The organism is Ruegeria sp. HKCCD7181 (genome assembly GCF_057221055.1).
Genome location: NZ_JBWVBC010000006.1, coordinates 125134 through 143907 on the forward strand (window position 1 = coordinate 125134; position 18774 = coordinate 143907).

An 18774-nucleotide genomic window follows, 5' to 3' on the forward strand; every position below is an offset into this window, starting at 1 on the left:
GGTGCCCAAAAAAGAAAGGGGGCCGAAGCCCCCCGTTAGTTTCGCCTTCCAGGCTCATATCGTTGACCGCCCGGTGTTTTTTTGCCTGCGGCCTGGACTGCGCATGGGACGAGCGCACCCGCCCCGTGAGAGAGTGGGAAAGAGCAATATTCCGCCCCACCCTGTTCCCGGTCGACACGGGCATGTCGACCGAGTGGAACAAGGCGCCTTGTGGTAAGTCTCAGGCCTTGCTCCGTATTCGTCGGGGCCGGTCACTGTGGCAGCTTCCGACCCCTGCGCCCCGGGATGCCGGGGCGTTTTCTTTAACTACAACCCGACGTGGAACCGCAGGTGTTGCATTTCATGCAGGTACCGTTGCGCACCAGCGTGTAGTTTCCGCATTCGCCGCAAGGATCACCCTCGTAGCCCTGCATTTTGGCTTTGGTCCGTGCGTCCATGCTGGTTGCGACAGTGGTTTCAGCTGCAGGCGCTTCAAAGGTGGGCGCGGTTTCGGCCATGCCGTTCACCTCGGCCTGACCGCCATTGAAGACCACCAGATCTTGCGGCAGACGTTTGCGGAGATACCCGGTCGAGCTGATTTGTTTCAGCACTTCCAAAGACTTGGAGGCCGCGCGGTCACTGATTTCCGAGACATTGGACAGGCCATCCTCTTCGCCCCGACCCAGATCGTCGAAGGTTGCGCCTTCGGGCTTCACATGGGCCAGATCGGTGCGGTCCAGGTAGGACACGGCCAGTTCGCGGAAGATGTAATCCAGGATCGACGTCGCGTTCTTGATCGAGTCGTTGCCCTGCACCATTCCCGCCGGTTCGAACTTGGTGAAGGTGAAGGCGTCGACGAACTCTTCCAGCGGCACCCCGTATTGCAGGCCGACCGACACCGCGATGGCAAAGTTGTTCATCATCGCCCGGAAGCCAGCACCTTCCTTGTGCATGTCGATGAAGATCTCGCCCAGCTTGCCATCTTCAAACTCGCCGGTGCGCAGATAGACCTTGTGGCCGCCCACGATTGCCTTTTGGGTATATCCCTTGCGGCGATGCGGCAGTTTCTCGCGATGGCTGCGGATGATCTCCTTGACCACAACCTTCTCGATCACCTTCTCAGCCAGTACGACGGCTTTTTCCTGCGCCGAACCACTTTCCAGTGTCTCAGCGGCCTCGTCGTCATCCTCAACCAGAGCAGCCGCAAGCGGTTGCGAGAGTTTCGAGCCGTCACGGTACAGCGCGTTGGCCTTGACGCCAAGCGACCAGCTAAGCTCATAGGCCTTCTGGCAGTCCTCGATGGTCGCGTCATTCGGCATGTTGATTGTTTTCGAGATCGCGCCCGAGATGAAGCTCTGCGCCGCTGCCATCATGGTGATATGGCTATCAACCCCAAGGAAACGCTTGCCTTTCTTGCCGCACGGGTTGGCGCAGTCGAAGATCGAATAGTGCTCTTCCTTCAGGTGCGGCGCACCTTCCAGCGTCATCGTTCCGCAGACATGGTCGTTTGCCGCGTCGATATCCGCCTTGGTAAAGCCCAGATGGCGCAGCAGGTCAAAGGTCGGGTCGTTCAACTTGGTCGCCGGGATGCCCAGAACGCCGGTGCAGAAGTCCTCGCCCAGCGTCCACTGGTTGAAGACGAACCGGATGTCGAATGCGCTTTCCAGCGCGGCGTCCACCTTGGCCAACTCGTTCGGGCCAAAGCCGTGACCAGTCAGCGAGGTGTGGTTGATCCCCGGTGCGTTGCCGATGGTGCCGTGGCCGACCGCGTAGCCCACGATCTCTTCGATCTGAGCCGAAGAATAGCCCAGCTTTTCCAGCGCCGAAGGCACCGAGCGGTTGATGATCTTAAAGTAACCGCCGCCCGCGAGCTTCTTGAACTTGACCAGAGCAAAGTCAGGCTCGATCCCCGTGGTATCGCAATCCATCACCAGACCGATGGTTCCGGTCGGCGCGATCACGGTGGCCTGCGCGTTGCGGAAACCGTTCTTCTCACCAAGGCTCAACGCCTCATCCCAAGCCGACATGGCCAGATCAACCAGACGTTTGTCCGGGCAGTTGTCGTGGTCCAGAGGCACTGGCTTGACGGCCAGTTTCTCATAGCCCTCGGTAACACCTTGCGACGCACGGCGATGGTTACGGATGACGCGCAGCATATGGTCTGCGTTGCGCTCATAGCCTTTGAACGGACCAAGCTCTCCGGCGATCTCAGCCGAGGTGGCGTAGGCAACGCCTGTCATGATTGCGGTCAGCGATCCGCAAATGGCACGCCCTTCATCCGAGTCATAGCTGTAACCCATGTTCATCAGCAAACCGCCGATATTGGCGTAACCCAGACCCAGCGTGCGGAAGTCATAGGACAATTGCGCGATTTCCTTCGACGGGAACTGCGCCATCGTCACCGAGATTTCTAGCGTCAGCGTCCACAGGCGCGAGGCGTGCATGTAGTCGGCCGCTTGGAACTCACCATCCTTAAGGAACGTCAGCAGGTTCATTGACGCCAGGTTACAGGCCGTATCGTCCAGGAACATGTACTCCGAGCACGGGTTCGAGCCACGAATCTCACCGTCTTCGGGGCATGTATGCCACTCGTTGACCGTGTTGTGGAACTGGATACCCGGATCGGCGCAGGCCCAAGCCGCATGGCCGACCTTTTCCCATAGATCACGCGCCTTCACAGTCCGCGCAACCTTGCCATCGGTGCGGTTAATCAGTTCCCAATCGGCGTCTTTTTCGACGGCAGTCAGGAACGCATTCGTCACGCGGATCGAGTTGTTCGAGTTTTGACCCGAGACCGAGCTATAGGCTTCCGAATCCCAATCCGTGTCGTAGGTCGGGAACTCGATACTGTCGTGGCCCTGCTTGGCGTAATCCAGCACGCGCTTGATGTAAGTCTCGGGGATCGCGACCTTTTTCGCCTCACGAACCGCTTTCTTCAGGCTGTCATTCTTGTTGGGATCATACGCATCGTCCTGCGCGCCGTCCCACGAGCGGATGGCCTCGAAAATGCCGTTCAGCATCTTCTCGTGCATCTTCGATCCGGCAACGATCGAGGCCACCTTCTGCTCTTCGATCACCTTCCATTCGATGAATTTCTCGATGTCAGGGTGATCAGCATCGACGATTACCATCTTTGCTGCTCGACGGGTTGTGCCGCCTGATTTGATCGCGCCAGCGGCGCGGTCGCCGATCTTGAGAAAGCCCATAAGGCCCGAGGACTTGCCGCCACCCGACAACGCTTCACCTTCTGCACGCAGATGGCTGAAGTTGGTCCCGGTACCCGAGCCGTATTTGAACAGGCGCGCCTCGCGCACCCAAAGATCCATGATGCCACCTTCGTTCACCAGATCATCGTCGACCGACTGGATGAAACACGCGTGCGGCTGCGGATGTTCGTAGGCGGATTTTGATTTGGTCAGCTTGCCGGTTTTGTAGTCGACATAGTGGTGACCCTGCGCCGGGCCATCGATTCCATATGCCCAATGCAGACCGGTGTTGAACCATTGCGGGCTGTTCGGTGCGGCACGCTGTGTCGCCAGCATATAGCGCATCTCGTCGAAATAGGCGCGCGCGTCTTCCTCGGTCGAGAAATAGCCGCCCTTCCAGCCCCAATAGGCCCAGGCGCCCGCCAGACGGTCGAACACCTGCTTGGACGAGATTTCACCATCGAATTCAGCATCATCGGCCGGGACCGAGCGCCAGAGAAATTCGGGGACATCCTTTTCCTTGACCTTTTTCAGGCGGCTGGGCACGCCCGCCTTGCGGAAATATTTCTGCGCGATGACATCGCTTGCCACCTGGCTCCAGCTGGAGGGGACTTCGATTCCATCAAGACGGAACACGATGGTGCCATCAGGGTTGCGGATTTCCGAGGTTGCCGACACAAAATCCAGATCTGCGTATGCATCCTGCCCCGGTTTGGTGAACTTTCTTTCAATCTTCATTTCCGCAGCCCCAATTCAGCCCAATGTTCGCTTCCCGGCACCTAAACTTGTCCTGCGGGGTACCGCCCGCTTTGCCGTCTAATTCTGGACACAAAGGGACGGTGCGCCGTACAAAACAGCGCAGACCCGATTCAACGGTTGCACGTCGCAATTAAGTGCTTTCCGACCCTTGTCCGTTGCCCGTTCCGGCTATTCCTACCAGATTTAGTGGCAATCCTTTCGGCCCATACAATTTGGCGTATCTACCCATAGATCGTCAACGGCCTTTTTCCGCCATTTTGAAATCTTTTTTGTTGACGTAATCCAGAAAACGGGCGGCATGTCGCCAAATTGCGATTCCTCCACAAGACTATTCACAGCTGCACCAGATAGACGCCCAAATTCTTCAAATAAAATTCCTGTTTCGAACACAACAGTTACCGGCAGTAGATCATCCGCAACACAATTAACAATGCTGTCAGAGAATCATCTTCGGAAAATCCGAACGCGTGCAATACTCCAAAAGACCAAACGGATTTGAATGGGGACTGAATTGATCATGCATCTTCTGCGCTTGCTTCCGATCCTGATCCTTTCAGTGTCCTGCACACCACAAGAATTACCCCTGCCGTCTCGCAGCGCACAGTTCCCCGACTATCCCAAAAAACTGTTCGCATCCTTTGAAACAGACTGCGCTGGTCCTGGTGAGGACTATGTGAAAACCGGGCAAAGCAGTTTCGAGTGTCGCGAATTGCTCTCGCCTGACGCCACCGCGTTTTTGATTCTCAATTACGATGGCTATCCGCAGAAACTACCGCAGATCGTGACACGCCTGAGCTCGACCAAAAACGGTCAGGGTTATCGTGTGGATGCGGATCTGTTCTTTCTCGTACCGCAAAAGAACGGCTCAACCATTAAAATCCCGGTGCAAAGTGATGCGCTGGACCGCGATTTGACGGACATCTACGCCGGTTATGGCGGAACGCCAATTTCTTGAAGGAAGTGGTCGGGGCGGCAGGATTCGAACCTACGACCCCCTGTACCCAAAACAGGTGCGCTACCAGACTGCGCCACGCCCCGGACCGTGCGCCTTCCTAACGGCGGTGATCTGATTTGAAAACCCCTAACATGGCCAAATTGCGGGGCCTTGCGAAAAAACTTTGTGACGCATCTGCGTTCCGGGGCGAATACCGTATCGCGCCGAAAGGCCCGCGTTGATTTCCAGCACAGCGTAAACCGAATCTCCGCCCTCGATGGGCGTCAGATCGCCGGGAATCGCACCCTGATGAACACGTGTCACGATTCCAGCACGATCGACAAAGATCATGTCCAAAGGGATCAGAGTGTTCTTCATCCAGAACGCCACCGGTTGCGGCGGGTCGAATACAAACAACATCCCGGCGCGCGCTGGAAGGTTTTCCCGGAACATCAACCCTCGCGATCTTTCTTGCGGGGTCCGGGCCAGTTCGATGTCAAAGCGAACCTGTGCCTGATTGTTTTTCAGGTCGACGCGATCAGGTCTGCACTCTGCCCTGGCGGCTCCACTCAGTGTCAAAGTGAGAATCACCAGAAGCGAGGAAAATTTCATCACAAAGCTTTCACCCGTTCAGGGCTGATTCCCATGCCAGCACCTGCGCCGCCATGCGACCGCGTTTGCCGTCGATCACGCGCATCGCCAGCGCCTCGCCTGGTTGCAGGTCCGCAAGTCCGGAACGGCGCAAAACTTCGATATGCAGGAACACGTCCTCGCTGCTGCCGAACACATTGGCAAAGCCAAAGCCCTTGCCCTTGTCGAACCATTTAACCCGCGCAGCTTCCAATGGCGCTGCTGCAATAACGGTCGGATCCAGCTCGGCGAAATCCGCCAGCATCATCGACTCAGCCCGAGCCGGAGGATCGACACTGACCACTTCGACCGCCTGCACACCTCGGTCAGTCCGATGCGTCATGATCTCGATACCCGCGCCATCCGCGACCGAACTCTGGCCGAAATTGCGCAGTACATTGACATGCAACAGAATATCCGGACCGCCTTCTTCGGACACAACAAATCCGTACCCCTTGGCGGGATCGAACCATTTCACGTGTCCACGGACGCGATACATGCTGTTCAGATCTTCTGGCACTGTTTTCCCATCACGAAAGCATTGAGGTCGTTGAGGGTTCGGTTTCTATGAGATTGCCACACAAATTCAAGCCGAAAAAGTCCTTCATTTATGGGCCGTTGCATTTCACGATACGCGAGAGTCATGGATTCAGCCTTTGTATATGCCATTCAGAGCTCTCAGGATTCCAACGCCACTGGAACCTGTCATGTAACCGAAAAGCCCCGTCTGCCCAGAATTCGATCTCAGTCGGAATTAACCGGTACCCACCCCAAAACTTAGGGCGCGGAGGGTTGGGACCCAGCTTTGCCGTCAACTTGGCCACTTCGGCCATCAGCGCGGTGCGACTGTCCAGCGGTTGCGACTGACGCGATGCCCAAGCCCCTAACCGACTTTTGAGCGAGCGGGAGGCGTAATACTCATCCGCCTGCGGGCCTTCTTCTCTGCTGATTGTACCACGAACCCGGATTTGGCGCCGCAATGATTTCCAGTGCATTACAAAAGCCGCTTTGCCAGCACCGTCCAGTTCCACAGCCTTGGCGCTGTGATAGTTCGTGTAAAAGACAAAAGCGTCAGGCTCGATGTCTTTCAACAAAACCATGCGTACGTTAGGTAAACCACCCTGGTCCACGGTTGCCAGCGCAATCGCGTTCGGGTCGTTGGGTTCCGTTTTTTCAGCTTCACTCAACCACCGCCGCGCTATTTCCAACGGATCGGTGCCGGCAAAGATGCCACTGCGCTCGTTCATTTCCATCCCCTGGAAACAGTTGATCCCGACCCTAAGGCGAGAACCCGCTGCGAGCAAGAGCACATGGCCTTGATGCATGGCAATCAATGGCATAAACCAACCAAACACAACGCGACGACAGGCGGAGAACCAAACATGTCAAATCAGTTGATGGCCGGCAAACGCGGCCTCATCATGGGACTGGCCAATGACAAATCCATCGCATGGGGAATCGCCCGCGCCTTGTCCGACGCCGGGGCCGAGCTTGCATTTTCCTATCAGGGTGATGCTCTGAAGAAACGCGTCGACCCTCTGGCGGCTCAGCTGGGCAGTGAGATCGTCTTGCCTTGTGACGTCAGCGACGAGGACTCGATTGACGGTCTGTTTGCTTCGCTCGAAAAGCAATGGGGCAAACTGGATTTTGTCGTCCACGCCATCGGCTTTTCCGACAAGAACGAGCTACGCGGTCGCTACGTTGACACCAGCCGCGCCAATTTCAATCTGACAATGGATGTCTCGGTCTATTCCTTCACGGCTGTAATGCAGCGCGCCGAAAAGATGATGACCGAAGGTGGAAGCGCAATTACGCTAACCTACTACGGCGCCGAACAGGTGATGCCACACTATAATGTGATGGGCGTTGCCAAAGCTGCGCTGGAAGCTTCTGTTAAGTATCTGGCCGAAGATCTTGGCAAGGATGGGATTCGCGTCAATGCGATCTCAGCCGGTCCGATCAAGACACTGGCGGCCAGTGGCATTGGCGATTTCCGTTATATCATGAAGTGGAACGAGTATAACTCGCCCTTGCGCCGCAATGTGACGATCGACGATGTCGGCAATTCAGCCCTTTATCTGTTATCTGACTTGTCCAGCGGCGTAACCGGGGAAAACCTGCATGTGGATTCCGGTTATCATATCGTCGGCATGAAAGCCGTCGACGCGCCAGACGTTGAAAAGGGTTAAGACCATGAGCGCCAAGGACCAACTGCCGCACGAAAAGGGCTTCCACATCAGCTGGGATCAGATTCATCGCGACTCGCGCGCGCTGGCTTGGCGACTGGATGGGCAAGGTCCCGATGATGGCGCTTGGCGCGCCGTCGTCGCAATCACTCGCGGTGGCATGGCCCCGGCGATGATCGTCAGCCGCGAGCTGGATATCCGCACTGTCGACACGGTTAGCGTAAGGTCCTACCACCATCAGGAACAGGGCGAAGCTCAGGTGCTGAAGGCGCCGAACCCCGACCTGATGGGAAATGGCGAAGGCATCCTGATCATCGACGACCTGGTGGATAGCGGCAAAACCCTTGAACTGGTGCGCGAAATGTATCCCAAAGCCCATTTTGCGACGGTCTATGCCAAGCCAAAAGGTCGGCCGATGGTCGACACCTTTATTACCGAGGTCAGCCAGGACACGTGGATCTTCTTCCCGTGGGACATGGCCCTGCAATATGTCCAACCTTACCGGGGCACCGACTAAATTCCCCGGCTTTTTCCGTTCAATAACCCTCGGATGCGCGAGGCCGAGCCTCGCCAAGGAATCGGCACGCCATGACCCAGACTCGTACCAAAGCCACCTTCCCTCCTCCTGTAATGGAGGCGCGTCGATGGCTTGAAGGGGTCACATTCCCCGCCGAGCGCCCTCTGATTAACGTCAGTCAGGCGGCCCCGGTCGATCCTCCGCCACTGGCACTTCGGCAGGCGATGGCCGAATTCGCAGTCTCTGAGGACAGCGCGCACCTCTATGGTCCGGTTTTGGGAAATGATGATTTGCGCGCGGAGCTTGCTGCGCAAATTGGCGATCATTATGCAACCAGGATTGCAGAAGATCAGGTGGCAATAACGTCCGGTTGCAATCAGGCATTCTCGGCAGTGATTTCGGCAATCACCGATCAGGGGGATGAGGTCATCCTTCCAACACCTTGGTATTTCAACCATAAAATGTGGCTGGATATGGCTGGTGTCACTGCCGTTGATTTGCCAACCGGTGATGACCTCCTACCTGATCCGGCCAAGGCCCGTGCCCTGATCACGGACAAAACCCGCGCAATAGCACTGGTGACGCCCAACAATCCCGGTGGTGTCGAATACCCCTCCGAAATTGTGCGCGCCTTCTACGATCTGGCGCAGGAGGCTGGGATTCGCCTTTTGGTCGATGAAACCTATCGCGATTTTGACAGCCGAAGCGGCCCACCGCACGACCTGTTTCAGCAACCGGGATGGCAGGACACACTTGTTCACTTGTACTCGTTCTCGAAAGCGTACCGGCTAACCGGTCACCGGGTTGGTGCGGTCGCCAGCAGCACCTCTTTGTTGGCGGAAATGGAGAAATTTCTGGATACGGTTGCGATCTGCCCTGGTCAGATCGGTCAGTTCGCCGCCCTTTGGGGAATGCAGAACCTGTCTCAATGGGTGGCGGGAGAGCGTGACGAAATCCTCGACCGCCGTGACGCAATAACCGAAGGGATGCCGCGCCTGACGGCCAAGGGTTGGCGATTGCTTGGATTGGGTGCGTATTTCGCCTACCTCGAACACCCATTCGACATGGCCTCGGACGAATTGGCTCGTCGGTTAGTATCCAAAGCAGGGATTCTTCTTCTGCCGGGAACAATGTTCATGCCCGATCACGACCCGGCGGGAAAACGACAGGTGCGTGTGGCATTCGCCAATCTCGACCGGGCTGGAATCGAACAGTTGTTCGACCGTTTGCAGGCTGTAACCTTCTGAGCTTGCCCCTCGGCGGTGCGCGTCGTATTCAGGGCCGCAACCGACGGGGCAGTTCCTGCCACAACAAAATCAAGAGGGCACTATGGCCACAGGCGTGAAAAACCTATCAAAGACCTTTGTCTGGATACTCATGGGCCTTTTGATGCTGGGCCTGGCCGGGTTCGGCGCGACCAGTCTGACCGGCACGGTACGCACGGTAGCACAAGTCGGGGATGAGAACGTTTCGGTCGATGCCTATGTTCGTGAGCTGCAGCGCGAAATCCGCGCGGTAGAAGCGCAAACCGGACAGCCGATGCAGATGTCTCAGGCACAAGAGCTTGGGCTGGACCAACTGGCCCTGTCGCGCCTGATTGCGCTTGCTGCGCTGGACAATGAGGTCGGTCAGTTGGGGGTGTCCATCGGTGACGAAAACCTTCAACAGGAGATCGTCCAGATTCCCGCCTTTCAGGGTGTGAATGGTGAGTTTGATCGCGAGGCTTATCGCTTCCGGCTTGAACAGGTCGGTATGACAGATGCGCAGTTCGAGTCAGACCTGCGTAAGGAATCCGCCCGCACAATCGTGCAAGGCGCTGTGATGAGCGGCGTTGAAATGCCCCGTACATTGACCGACGCCCTGTCAAATTACGTTTTGGCAAGGCGCAGCTTTACGGTCGCCACCTTATCCTCGGATGCTCTGGAGACACCGATCTCTGAACCCACGGATGCGCAGGTGCAGTCCTATTATGACGAAAACACTGACCAGTTCACCCTGCCCCGCACAAAGCAGCTGACATATGCGGTCCTGTCGCCCGAAATGCTGCTGGACATGGTCGAGGTCGAAGAGGACGCTCTGCGCCGTCTTTATGATCAACGCGCAGGACAGTACCAACAGCCGGAGCGCCGTTTAGTCGAACGGCTGGTATTCTCCGACGAAGCTTCGGCGACCGAAGCGCTGGCTCAACTGGAAGTCGGAGGTGCCGACTTCGAACAGCTGGTCCGCGATCGCGAGCTCGAGTTGAGCGATGTGGATCTCGGCGATGTCACTCGTGACGATCTGGGTGATGCTGCAGACGATGTTTTTGCAGCGGAAATCGACGACGTAGTTGGGCCGTTACCCTCTGTTTTTGGTCCCGCCTTGTTCCGCATCAACGGTTCACTGGCCGCAAATAACGTGAGCTTCGAAGACGCCGAAGCCGAGCTGCGTGAAGAACTGTCCGCCGAACGTGCGCGGCGCCTGATCGAGGCGCAGGCAGAAGACATCAACGACATGTTGGCAGGTGGCGCCACGCTGGAGGAGCTTGCGACCGAGACCGAGATGGAGCTGGGTACGATCGACTGGACCCGGCAGAGCGAAGACGGAATTGCTGCTTATGAAGGATTCCGCTCTGCGGCTCAGGACGTCCGCGACGGTGATTTTCCCGAAGTCGCGTTCCTCGAAGATGGCTCGATCTTTGCGCTGCGTTTGAATGATACACTCCCGCCCCGTCCTGAACCGCTGGAATCGGCGCGCCCGCGCGTTGCAGAAGCCTGGGTGCAGGCCGAAACTGCAAAAGCGTTGCAGGATCAGGCCAATAGCGTTTTGACACAGTTGGCAACCGACGGTGATTTCACTGCAACGGGCCTGCCGTTCCGAGTGGAAAATGCGCTGACCCGGACTGCGTTTCTGAACGATGTTCCCGCCAATTTCATGAGTCAGGTGTTCGAAATGGAACCGGGAGAACTGCGCGTCATTCCCGGCCTGGGCACTGCAATGATCGTGCGTCTGGATGAAGAACTGCCGCCAGCCGAAACAGATGAACAACGTCGCATGCAGGACGCTTTGGCTGCGCAGTTGAATCAGGCGCTGGCTCAGAACATCTTCGACATCTACGTGCGCGACGCTCAGACCCGTGCCCGTCCTGTGCTGGATCAGCAGGCGCTGAACGCCGTACAGGCCAGCTATTAAACGAGACCGAACATGGCGCTGACACCCGAGTACGACGCATTCGCACGCGCTTATGAAGCCGGTGAAAATCAGGTCGTTTATACCCGATTGGCTGCTGATCTGGATACGCCGGTGTCCCTGATGCTCAAGCTGACTGGCACGCAGAAAGACGCATTCATGCTCGAGTCCGTGACCGGTGGCGAGGTTCGCGGGCGCTATTCGATCATCGGAATGAAACCGGATTTGGTCTGGCGGTGTCATGGTGAAACCTCATCGTTGAACCGTTCGGCACGGTTCGATGCGGATGCGTTCACTCCGCAGGACGGCAATCCAATGGACAACCTTCGTGCGTTGCTGGCCGAAAGCCGTATTGCACTTCCTGATGACCTGCCCCAGGCAGCGGCTGGTCTGTTTGGCTATCTGGGTTATGACATGGTCCGACTGGTGGAATACCTGCCGGACGTGAACCCTGATCCTCTGGGCCTGCCGGATGCCATCATGCTGCGCCCCTCGGTCATTGCTGTTTTGGATGGGGTAAAGGGCGAGGTCACCGTGGTGTCTCCGGCATGGGTCAGCGACGGTCAGTCGGCCAAGGCTGCCTATGCGCAGGCTGCCGAACGTGTGATGGACGCCGTCAGAGATCTGGAACGGGCCATGCCCGCCGAGACCCGTGATCTGGGAGAGGCTGGAGAGGTCGCACCACCTGTGTCGAACTTTACCAAATCCGGCTATATGGAGGCGGTAGAGAAGGCCAAGGAATACATTCGCGCAGGTGACATCTTTCAGGTCGTTCCCGCGCAGCGCTGGACGCAAGATTTCCCGCTGCCTCCCTTTGCGCTGTACCGATCCTTGCGTCGTACGAACCCTTCGCCATTCATGTTCTACTTCAATTTCGGCGGTTTTCAGGTTGTAGGCGCCAGCCCGGAAATTCTGGTGCGAGTTTTCGGCAGTGAAGTGACCATCCGGCCCATCGCCGGAACCCGCCCACGCGGCGCCACACCCGAAGAGGACAAGGCCAACGAAATCGATCTGCTGGCCGATAAAAAAGAACTGGCCGAGCACCTGATGCTGCTGGATCTGGGTCGCAATGATACGGGTCGGGTCTCGAAGATCGGCACGGTACGTCCGACCGAAGAATTCATAATTGAACGCTACAGCCACGTGATGCACATCGTTTCGAACGTCGTTGGTGAGCTGGCTGAAGATAAAGACGCTTTAGACGCCTTCTTTGCAGGGATGCCCGCCGGGACGGTCTCTGGCGCGCCCAAGGTGCGTGCGATGGAAATCATCGACGAGTTGGAACCTGAAAAACGCGGCGTCTATGGCGGCGGTGTTGGTTATTTCAGCGCGGGCGGCGACATGGATATGTGCATCGCTCTGCGCACCGCCATCGTCAAAGACCACAAGCTTTATATTCAGGCCGGGGGTGGCGTTGTATATGACAGCGATCCCGAAGCCGAATTTATGGAGACCGTTCACAAATCGAACGCAATCCGACGCGCGGCTGCGGATGCTGCTCGATTTACCGGCAACGGCAACAGTTAAAGAAAAGGATGGCAGCTTGGCTACCATCCTTATTAATCAGGTTTTAAAGAGACTTACCGGATCTCGTTCATCATTACGGCCGAGATCGGCGCCATGGCGACCCGGCTTCCGCGATCCTCAAGCCCCCAAAGCAACAAGGCCGAGATCGTCTCGGGACGCAAACGCCCCAGCATGACAACCGCGCCCTCCTGACCGGCGCGAAATGCAGCCTGATCCAGAAAGCGGCGCATTACTTGGGGGTCTTGTCGCGCGCCGTCGAAATCCCGAAACACAACACTCGACGGGATACCGTTGCGCGCAGCCAGCTTCTGCACGGTGTTCAGCCCCTTGCCTTGCGTGACCAGACCACGACCAGTACCGCCGGCAATCGCGGCCACCTGATCGGCAAGTTTGCGGTTTCCCTGAATTCCGGTACCAACGCCTTCGAGAATCCCTACAGTCTCGGGCAAAGCGTCCAGCCATACCGATAAAGATACCTCGGCATCCTGCGCACTGGCTGCCGTGGGCAGATCAGCAACGGCCAGAACTTCGAACCCGGCCTGACGGTGTCGGGCCATCTTTTCCGCGGCGTCGGGATCTGACGGTTTCACAGCGAAGCTCAGCGGATACGGAAAGTCTTTCAACGCCTCCGCACCATAAGCGCCTTCATCGTCTATCAGAATGATCGACATTAGCGGCTTGGCTTCTGGATTCTCAAAACTGGCTGCATAATCTTCGATCGGATTTCCCGTCCCGACCGCAGCTTCTACAACGTCCTCGACCGTTGGCTCATCTCGTTCGGTCAGCGGAACTATGCGCGTTCCAACTGCCTGAGCCGAGGTCGATGGCTGTTCGCCACCAATCTGCGGCAATGACGCAATCCGCGGCAGTTTGCGCGGCCGCGTGTCCTCTTCCCCCTCAACGGCAATGGGACTGTCACCATCCTCGGGTTCTGGACGGGCTTCGGGCAATTCAATCTGAGGTTCAGGCAGTGGTTCCGGTTGCAAAGTAGCAACCTCCTGGTCGTCTTCTGTTTTAGACGTTTCACCAGGCTGTATCGCAACCTCAGTTTCCGGCTGCGGAGAAACAGGCTCAGCCAACTGAATTTCTGTTTCCGGTGTTGCCTCTTCCTCTGGCGCCGGTTGTGGCGCGGGTGGTAATTCTGCGACTGTATCCGGCTCTACATCCGGAAGAGGTGATGCTGGAACGGGCGCCACTTGCGCCACTTGCGCCGGTGAATCGCCAGCAACGGCCACTGAAGGCGCGGTGGAGTCGTCCGGTGCTTCCAATTCCGAAGGGGCGGAGCCCGTCTGAGGCAGAGAATCGACCCGCGGTTCACTGCCAACCAAACCGACAACCGTATCAGACTGGCCTGTAGGGCTTTCGGGCGCGCGGGGCGGCAATTCAACCAGATCCGCATCATTCCCGGTTCCGTCCACGTTTGCCGTGCCTTCAAGCACCGGCACTGCTGCAACCTGAGGTGCCACAGTTGTAACGTCGGGTTTACGGGTCAGCGGCGTGGTCATGGACAAAGCCACACCAAGGAACAAAACAACGACCGCCCCGGCGATCAGTCCACCGAAAAATCCGCCCATTGATGTTTCGCCTCTCGCGTTGTTGTCTGCCTCACCTGCCCCGGGCGCCGTCTGATGCGGCACTCCCTTGCGCACGCGACAGGGGCGTATGTCCCCTTGACGCTGCCGCGCAAGCCTGAGCATGTATGTCCCGACATTATACCGCGCCTCGAGGCTGCATCGCCAGCCCGAATTGCTCAAACATAAGACTTGTGCTGAATGCTGCTGCTGATCGACAACTATGACTCGTTTACTTACAACCTCGTTCACTATTTGGGCGAGTTGGGCGCCGAAATGGTCGTGCGCCGCAACGATGCGCTGGACGTGCAGGAAGCGATGGCCATGAACCCGGCCGGTATTCTGCTGAGCCCGGGCCCTTGTGACCCTGATCAAGCGGGTATTTGCCTGGCTCTCACCCAAGCTGCCGCCGAAACCCAAACGCCTTTGCTGGGTGTATGTCTGGGGCACCAGACCATCGGGCAGGCTTTTGGCGGCGAAGTGGTTCGCTGTCATGAGATTGTGCATGGAAAAATGGGTCAGATGCACCACACCGGAAAGGGTGTTTTTGCTGGCCTGCCGTCGCCGTTCGAAGCAACCCGTTATCACTCGTTGATTGTAAACCGCGATACCCTGCCCGACTGCCTTGAAGTCACGGCTGAACTAGAAGACGGCACAATCATGGGCCTGCAGCATAAGGAACTGCCAATACACGGCGTACAGTTCCACCCGGAATCCATCGCTTCTGAGCACGGGCATGCCCTGCTCAAGAACTTCCTGAATGAAATGAAAGTCCCCGCATGAGCGACGCACTGAAACCGCTGATCGGTGCTGCGGCCGATCGGTCTCTGACCCGCGCCGAAGCTGAAAAAGCCTTTGAAATTCTATTCGACGGCGAAGCAACGCCCAGCCAGATCGGTGGTTTGCTGATGGCCATGCGAACCCGCGGTGAAACCGTAGATGAATATGCCGCTGCAGCCGCAGTCATGCGGGCCAAGTGTCATGCGGTGAATGCTCCTGCTGGTGCGATGGACATCGTGGGCACTGGCGGCGACGGCAAGGGAACGCTGAATATCTCGACTGCCACCGCGTTCGTGGTGGCTGGCGCTGGCGTGACTGTCGCGAAACATGGCAACCGGAATCTGAGTTCGAAATCTGGCGCTGCGGATGCTCTGGGACAGCTTGGAATCAACGTTATGGTCGGCCCGGAAGTCGTTGAAAAAGCTTTAAAAGACGTCGGCATCGGCTTTATGATGGCGCCGATGCACCACCCGGCAATCGCCCATGTCATGCCGTCCCGACAAGAGCTGGGCACGCGCACGATATTCAACATTCTGGGACCTCTGACAAACCCGGCCGGGGTCAAGCGTCAGTTGACCGGCGCGTTTAGTCGCGATCTTATCCGTCCAATGGCCGAAACGCTGGGCCTGTTGGGCTCGGAACACGCCTGGTTGGTCCATGGATCAGATGGCACCGATGAACTGACCATCACCGGCATCAGCTGGGTCGCGTCCGTTGAAGACGGTACCGTTAAGGAAGCTGAGATTCACCCCGAAGACGCAGGACTGCCGGTTCATCCGTTCGAGGATATCATCGGCGGAACCCCCGAAGAGAATGCCTCTGCGTTCCGTGCCCTGTTGAATGGCGCGCCATCGGCCTATCGTGACGCGGTATTACTCAATTCCGCGGCCGCACTGGTAGTAGCCGACGCCGCGAGCGACCTACGAGAGGGTGTTGCCATGGCTGCCGAAAGCATCGACAGCGGGAAAGCCAAAGAAAAAATCGCCGCCCTGGCCCGAATTACACAGGAAGCCGCATGACCGAGACCGTTCTGGACAGGATCAAAGCCTACAAACTGGAAGAAGTTGCTGCGGATAAAGCGAATAAGCCACTGGAAACGCTGGAATCCGAAGCCAATGCCGCCTCAGAAACTCGCGGTTTCGCTGACGCGCTGCAGCGTGCAACGCGTAAGGGATATGGCCTGATCGCTGAGGTTAAAAAGGCAAGCCCGTCCAAAGGGTTGATCCGCGCAGATTTTGATCCGCCTACTTTGGCCAAGGCTTACGAAGACGGCGGAGCGGCGTGCCTCTCGGTTCTGACAGATACACCCAGTTTCCAGGGTGCTAAAGAGTACCTGACTGCTGCACGTGAGGCCACAACACTGCCGGCGCTGCGCAAGGATTTCATGTATGATCCCTATCAGGTCATCGAGGCGCGCGCTCTTGGTGCCGACTGTATCCTGATAATCATGGCCTCGGTGAGTGACGCGCAGGCCGCTGAACTGGAACAGACCGCATTTGAATGGGGAATGGATGTTCTGATCGAGGTGCATGACGAAGCGGAGCTGGAACGCGCGACGCTTCTAAAAAGCTCATTGATCGGGATAAACAATCGTAATCTGAAAACGTTCGAAACCACTCTTGATACGACTAGACGCCTATCGAAATTGGTTCCTGCTGGGCGTCGGATCGTTTGCGAAAGCGGTTTGAGCACGCCCGAAGATCTGGCTGACATTGCACGTTACGGCGCCCGTTGTTTTCTGATCGGTGAAAGCTTGATGCGTCAGGACGATGTGGCGGCTGCGACCCATGCGTTGCTCGCCAACCCATTGGTACCCGGAGTGATGTAATGCCACTGACTCATTTCGACTCTCAGGGCCAGGCACACATGGTCGATGTCTCAGACAAGGCGGTGACAAATCGCGTCGCTGTTGCCGCGGGTCACGTCAAGATGGCTCGGGAAACCTTTGATATTATTTCAGAAGGTCGCGCAAAAAAGGGCGACGTTCTCGGTGTGGCACGATTGGCCGGTATCATGGGCGCTAAGAAAACACCCGACCTGATCCCATTGTGCCACCCCCTCCCGATTACGCGTGCTGCCGTCGAGCTGACACTGGACCCGGACCTGCCAGGTGTACAGATCGAAGCGACCGTAAAAACGTCTGGACAGACCGGCGTCGAAATGGAGGCCCTAACCGCCGTCACGACCGCAGCTTTGACCGTTTATGACATGACCAAAGCCGTGGACAAAGCGATGGAGATTGGCGGTATCAGGGTTCTTCTGAAAGATGGCGGAAAATCAGGACGTTACGAAGCGGAATGATTAGCGTAGAAGAGGCACTTGCTCTGCTGTTCGAGCTGGTTAACCCGCTTCCTGCCGAGACAGTTCCGCTTGCAAATTCCGCAGGCCGTGTTCTGGCGGAGGATGTGTTAGCAACCCGGGATCAACCGCCTTTTGCCGCATCCTCGATGGATGGCTACGCGGTAATATCCGCCGAAGTCGAACGGCACGCGATGTTCAAAGTCGTTGGCGAAGCCACGGCAGGGCAGCGTTTCAGCGCCCCCTTGGGCCCCGGACAGGCAGTTCGAATCTTTACGGGCGCGCCAGTTCCCGAAGGTGCTGATTTTGTCGTCATTCAGGAAGATGTCGACCGACGCGGCGATCTGATCACAATCAGCAATGACCCCGGCCCCAAACCCAATATCCGCCCGGCAGGCATTGATTTTGCGGTCGGCACACGGATTTCAGCACCTCGACGCCTTCGAGCAGAAGACGTTGCACTGATGGCCGCAATGAATATCGCAACGGTGCCGGTAACACGCAAACCAGAGATCGCGCTCATTTCGACCGGAAACGAACTGGTCATGCCCGGAGAAACCCCCGGCCCCGATCAGATCATCGCGTCAAACACCTTTGGCCTCAAAGCGTTACTCGAGGAAGTTGGTGCGCGTGTCCGGGTTCTGCCGATTGCTCAGGACACCGTCTCTTCGCTGGAAACAGCATTCAATCTGGCGGACGGCGCGGACATGGTCGTAACCATCGGTGGCGCCTCGGTGGGCGAATATGACCTTGTCGCCGATGTCTCGCAGGCGTTGGGCATGGACCGGTCGTTCTACAAGATCCGAATGCGACCCGGAAAACCGCTAATGGCCGGACGATTGGGTGACGCGGCCATGGTCGGCCTGCCCGGCAATCCGGTGAGTGCAATGGTCTGCGGCTATCTGTTTCTGGCCCCAATGGTGCGCCGCATGCTTGGACGCGAAGAGGCTTTATCACCATTTCGACGAGCCAAACTGGCGGCGCCTATCGGCAAGAACGGACCGCGCGAACACTATATGCGCGCTGTACTGGACGAAACCGGCATCCGGGCCTGTGACAATCAGGATAGCTCGCTGCTCAGTGTTCTGGCCCAAGCAAATGCACTGTTGGTGCGTGAACCGCATGATCCTGAACGGGTTGTCGGGGACGAAGTTCTGTACCTCCCGATCTAGAAGACCTGTAAATCCGTTGACACAAAACGTGAACATGCGTAGAACAA

At 57.3% G+C, this 18774-nt stretch carries 16 protein-coding genes and 1 tRNA gene; 11 read left to right on the forward strand and 6 right to left on the reverse strand.

Annotated features, from left to right (window positions below; genetic code table 11):
* Positions 1 to 302 precede the first annotated feature (302 nt).
* A complete protein-coding gene (locus AC2TCY_RS13545) occupies positions 303 to 3923 on the reverse strand; it encodes a vitamin B12-dependent ribonucleotide reductase (RefSeq protein WP_480848032.1) in 3621 nt (1206 codons plus the stop codon).
* Positions 3924 to 4461: 538 nt separating this feature from the next.
* Here AC2TCY_RS13545 and AC2TCY_RS13550 point away from each other — a divergent pair.
* Positions 4462 to 4899, forward strand: coding sequence for a hypothetical protein (locus AC2TCY_RS13550; RefSeq protein ID WP_480848289.1), 438 nt, complete (start codon positions 4462 to 4464; stop codon positions 4897 to 4899).
* 6 nt (positions 4900 to 4905) lie between these two features.
* Here AC2TCY_RS13550 and AC2TCY_RS13555 read toward each other — a convergent pair.
* From AC2TCY_RS13555 to pdxH, 4 genes are all read right to left on the reverse strand, one after another.
* Positions 4906 to 4982 (reverse strand) — tRNA-Pro (locus AC2TCY_RS13555).
* 43 nt (positions 4983 to 5025) lie between these two features.
* The gene (locus AC2TCY_RS13560) at positions 5026 to 5490 is read right to left on the reverse strand and encodes a DUF192 domain-containing protein (RefSeq protein WP_480848034.1); all 465 of its coding nucleotides are present in this window, start codon (positions 5488 to 5490) and stop codon (positions 5026 to 5028) included.
* Between the two features lie 10 nt (positions 5491 to 5500).
* Entirely contained in the window at positions 5501 to 6028 is a 528-nt protein-coding gene (locus AC2TCY_RS13565; protein WP_480848035.1) for a cold-shock protein, read from the reverse strand.
* 121 nt (positions 6029 to 6149) lie between these two features.
* On the reverse strand, positions 6150 to 6755 hold the full coding sequence (gene pdxH / locus AC2TCY_RS13570) for a pyridoxamine 5'-phosphate oxidase (protein ID WP_480848036.1): 606 nt from the start codon (positions 6753 to 6755) through the stop codon (positions 6150 to 6152).
* A gap of 135 nt (positions 6756 to 6890) precedes the next feature.
* On the opposite strand from pdxH, the gene fabI reads away from it, so the two are divergent.
* From fabI to trpE, 5 genes are all read left to right on the forward strand, one after another.
* Complete coding sequence (gene fabI / locus AC2TCY_RS13575) at positions 6891 to 7697, forward strand: enoyl-ACP reductase FabI (RefSeq protein ID WP_480848038.1); 807 nt, start codon at positions 6891 to 6893, stop codon at positions 7695 to 7697.
* A gap of 4 nt (positions 7698 to 7701) precedes the next feature.
* Entirely contained in the window at positions 7702 to 8211 is a 510-nt protein-coding gene (gene gpt, locus AC2TCY_RS13580) for a xanthine phosphoribosyltransferase (protein ID WP_480848040.1), read from the forward strand.
* A 71-nt stretch (positions 8212 to 8282) separates the two neighbouring features.
* On the forward strand, positions 8283 to 9458 hold the full coding sequence (locus AC2TCY_RS13585; protein WP_480848042.1) for an aminotransferase: 1176 nt from the start codon (positions 8283 to 8285) through the stop codon (positions 9456 to 9458).
* Between the two features lie 82 nt (positions 9459 to 9540).
* Entirely contained in the window at positions 9541 to 11382 is a 1842-nt protein-coding gene (locus tag AC2TCY_RS13590) for a SurA N-terminal domain-containing protein (RefSeq protein WP_480848043.1), read from the forward strand.
* A gap of 12 nt (positions 11383 to 11394) precedes the next feature.
* A complete protein-coding gene (gene trpE / locus AC2TCY_RS13595; protein ID WP_480848045.1) occupies positions 11395 to 12906 on the forward strand; it encodes an anthranilate synthase component I in 1512 nt (503 codons plus the stop codon).
* A 53-nt stretch (positions 12907 to 12959) separates the two neighbouring features.
* On the opposite strand, the gene AC2TCY_RS13600 is transcribed toward trpE, so the two are convergent.
* Entirely contained in the window at positions 12960 to 14480 is a 1521-nt protein-coding gene (locus tag AC2TCY_RS13600) for a divergent polysaccharide deacetylase family protein (RefSeq protein WP_480848047.1), read from the reverse strand.
* A 198-nt stretch (positions 14481 to 14678) separates the two neighbouring features.
* Between AC2TCY_RS13600 and AC2TCY_RS13605 the strand changes: the two genes are divergently transcribed.
* From AC2TCY_RS13605 to AC2TCY_RS13625, 5 genes are read left to right on the forward strand one after another with little or no spacing between them, the layout of a single operon-like run.
* The gene (locus AC2TCY_RS13605; protein ID WP_480848049.1) at positions 14679 to 15260 is read left to right on the forward strand and encodes an anthranilate synthase component II; all 582 of its coding nucleotides are present in this window, start codon (positions 14679 to 14681) and stop codon (positions 15258 to 15260) included.
* Positions 15257 to 16276 carry an anthranilate phosphoribosyltransferase gene (trpD, locus tag AC2TCY_RS13610; protein WP_480848051.1) on the forward strand — a complete coding sequence of 340 codons (1020 nt, stop codon included), beginning with the start codon at positions 15257 to 15259 and terminating at the stop codon, positions 16274 to 16276. Before AC2TCY_RS13605 ends, trpD begins: the two co-directional genes overlap by 4 nt.
* Positions 16273 to 17085: an indole-3-glycerol phosphate synthase TrpC gene (gene trpC / locus AC2TCY_RS13615; RefSeq protein ID WP_480848052.1), complete on the forward strand. Its 813-nt coding sequence runs from the start codon at positions 16273 to 16275 to the stop codon at positions 17083 to 17085. Before trpD ends, trpC begins: the two co-directional genes overlap by 4 nt.
* Positions 17085 to 17558 (forward strand): cyclic pyranopterin monophosphate synthase MoaC, encoded by a 474-nt coding sequence (gene moaC / locus AC2TCY_RS13620; RefSeq protein WP_480848054.1) that lies wholly within the window; start codon positions 17085 to 17087, stop codon positions 17556 to 17558. Before trpC ends, moaC begins: the two co-directional genes overlap by 1 nt.
* The gene (locus tag AC2TCY_RS13625; protein ID WP_480848055.1) at positions 17555 to 18727 is read left to right on the forward strand and encodes a molybdopterin molybdotransferase MoeA; all 1173 of its coding nucleotides are present in this window, start codon (positions 17555 to 17557) and stop codon (positions 18725 to 18727) included. The genes moaC and AC2TCY_RS13625 overlap by 4 nt, the downstream gene beginning before the upstream one ends.
* The last annotated feature ends 47 nt before the right edge of the window (positions 18728 to 18774 follow it).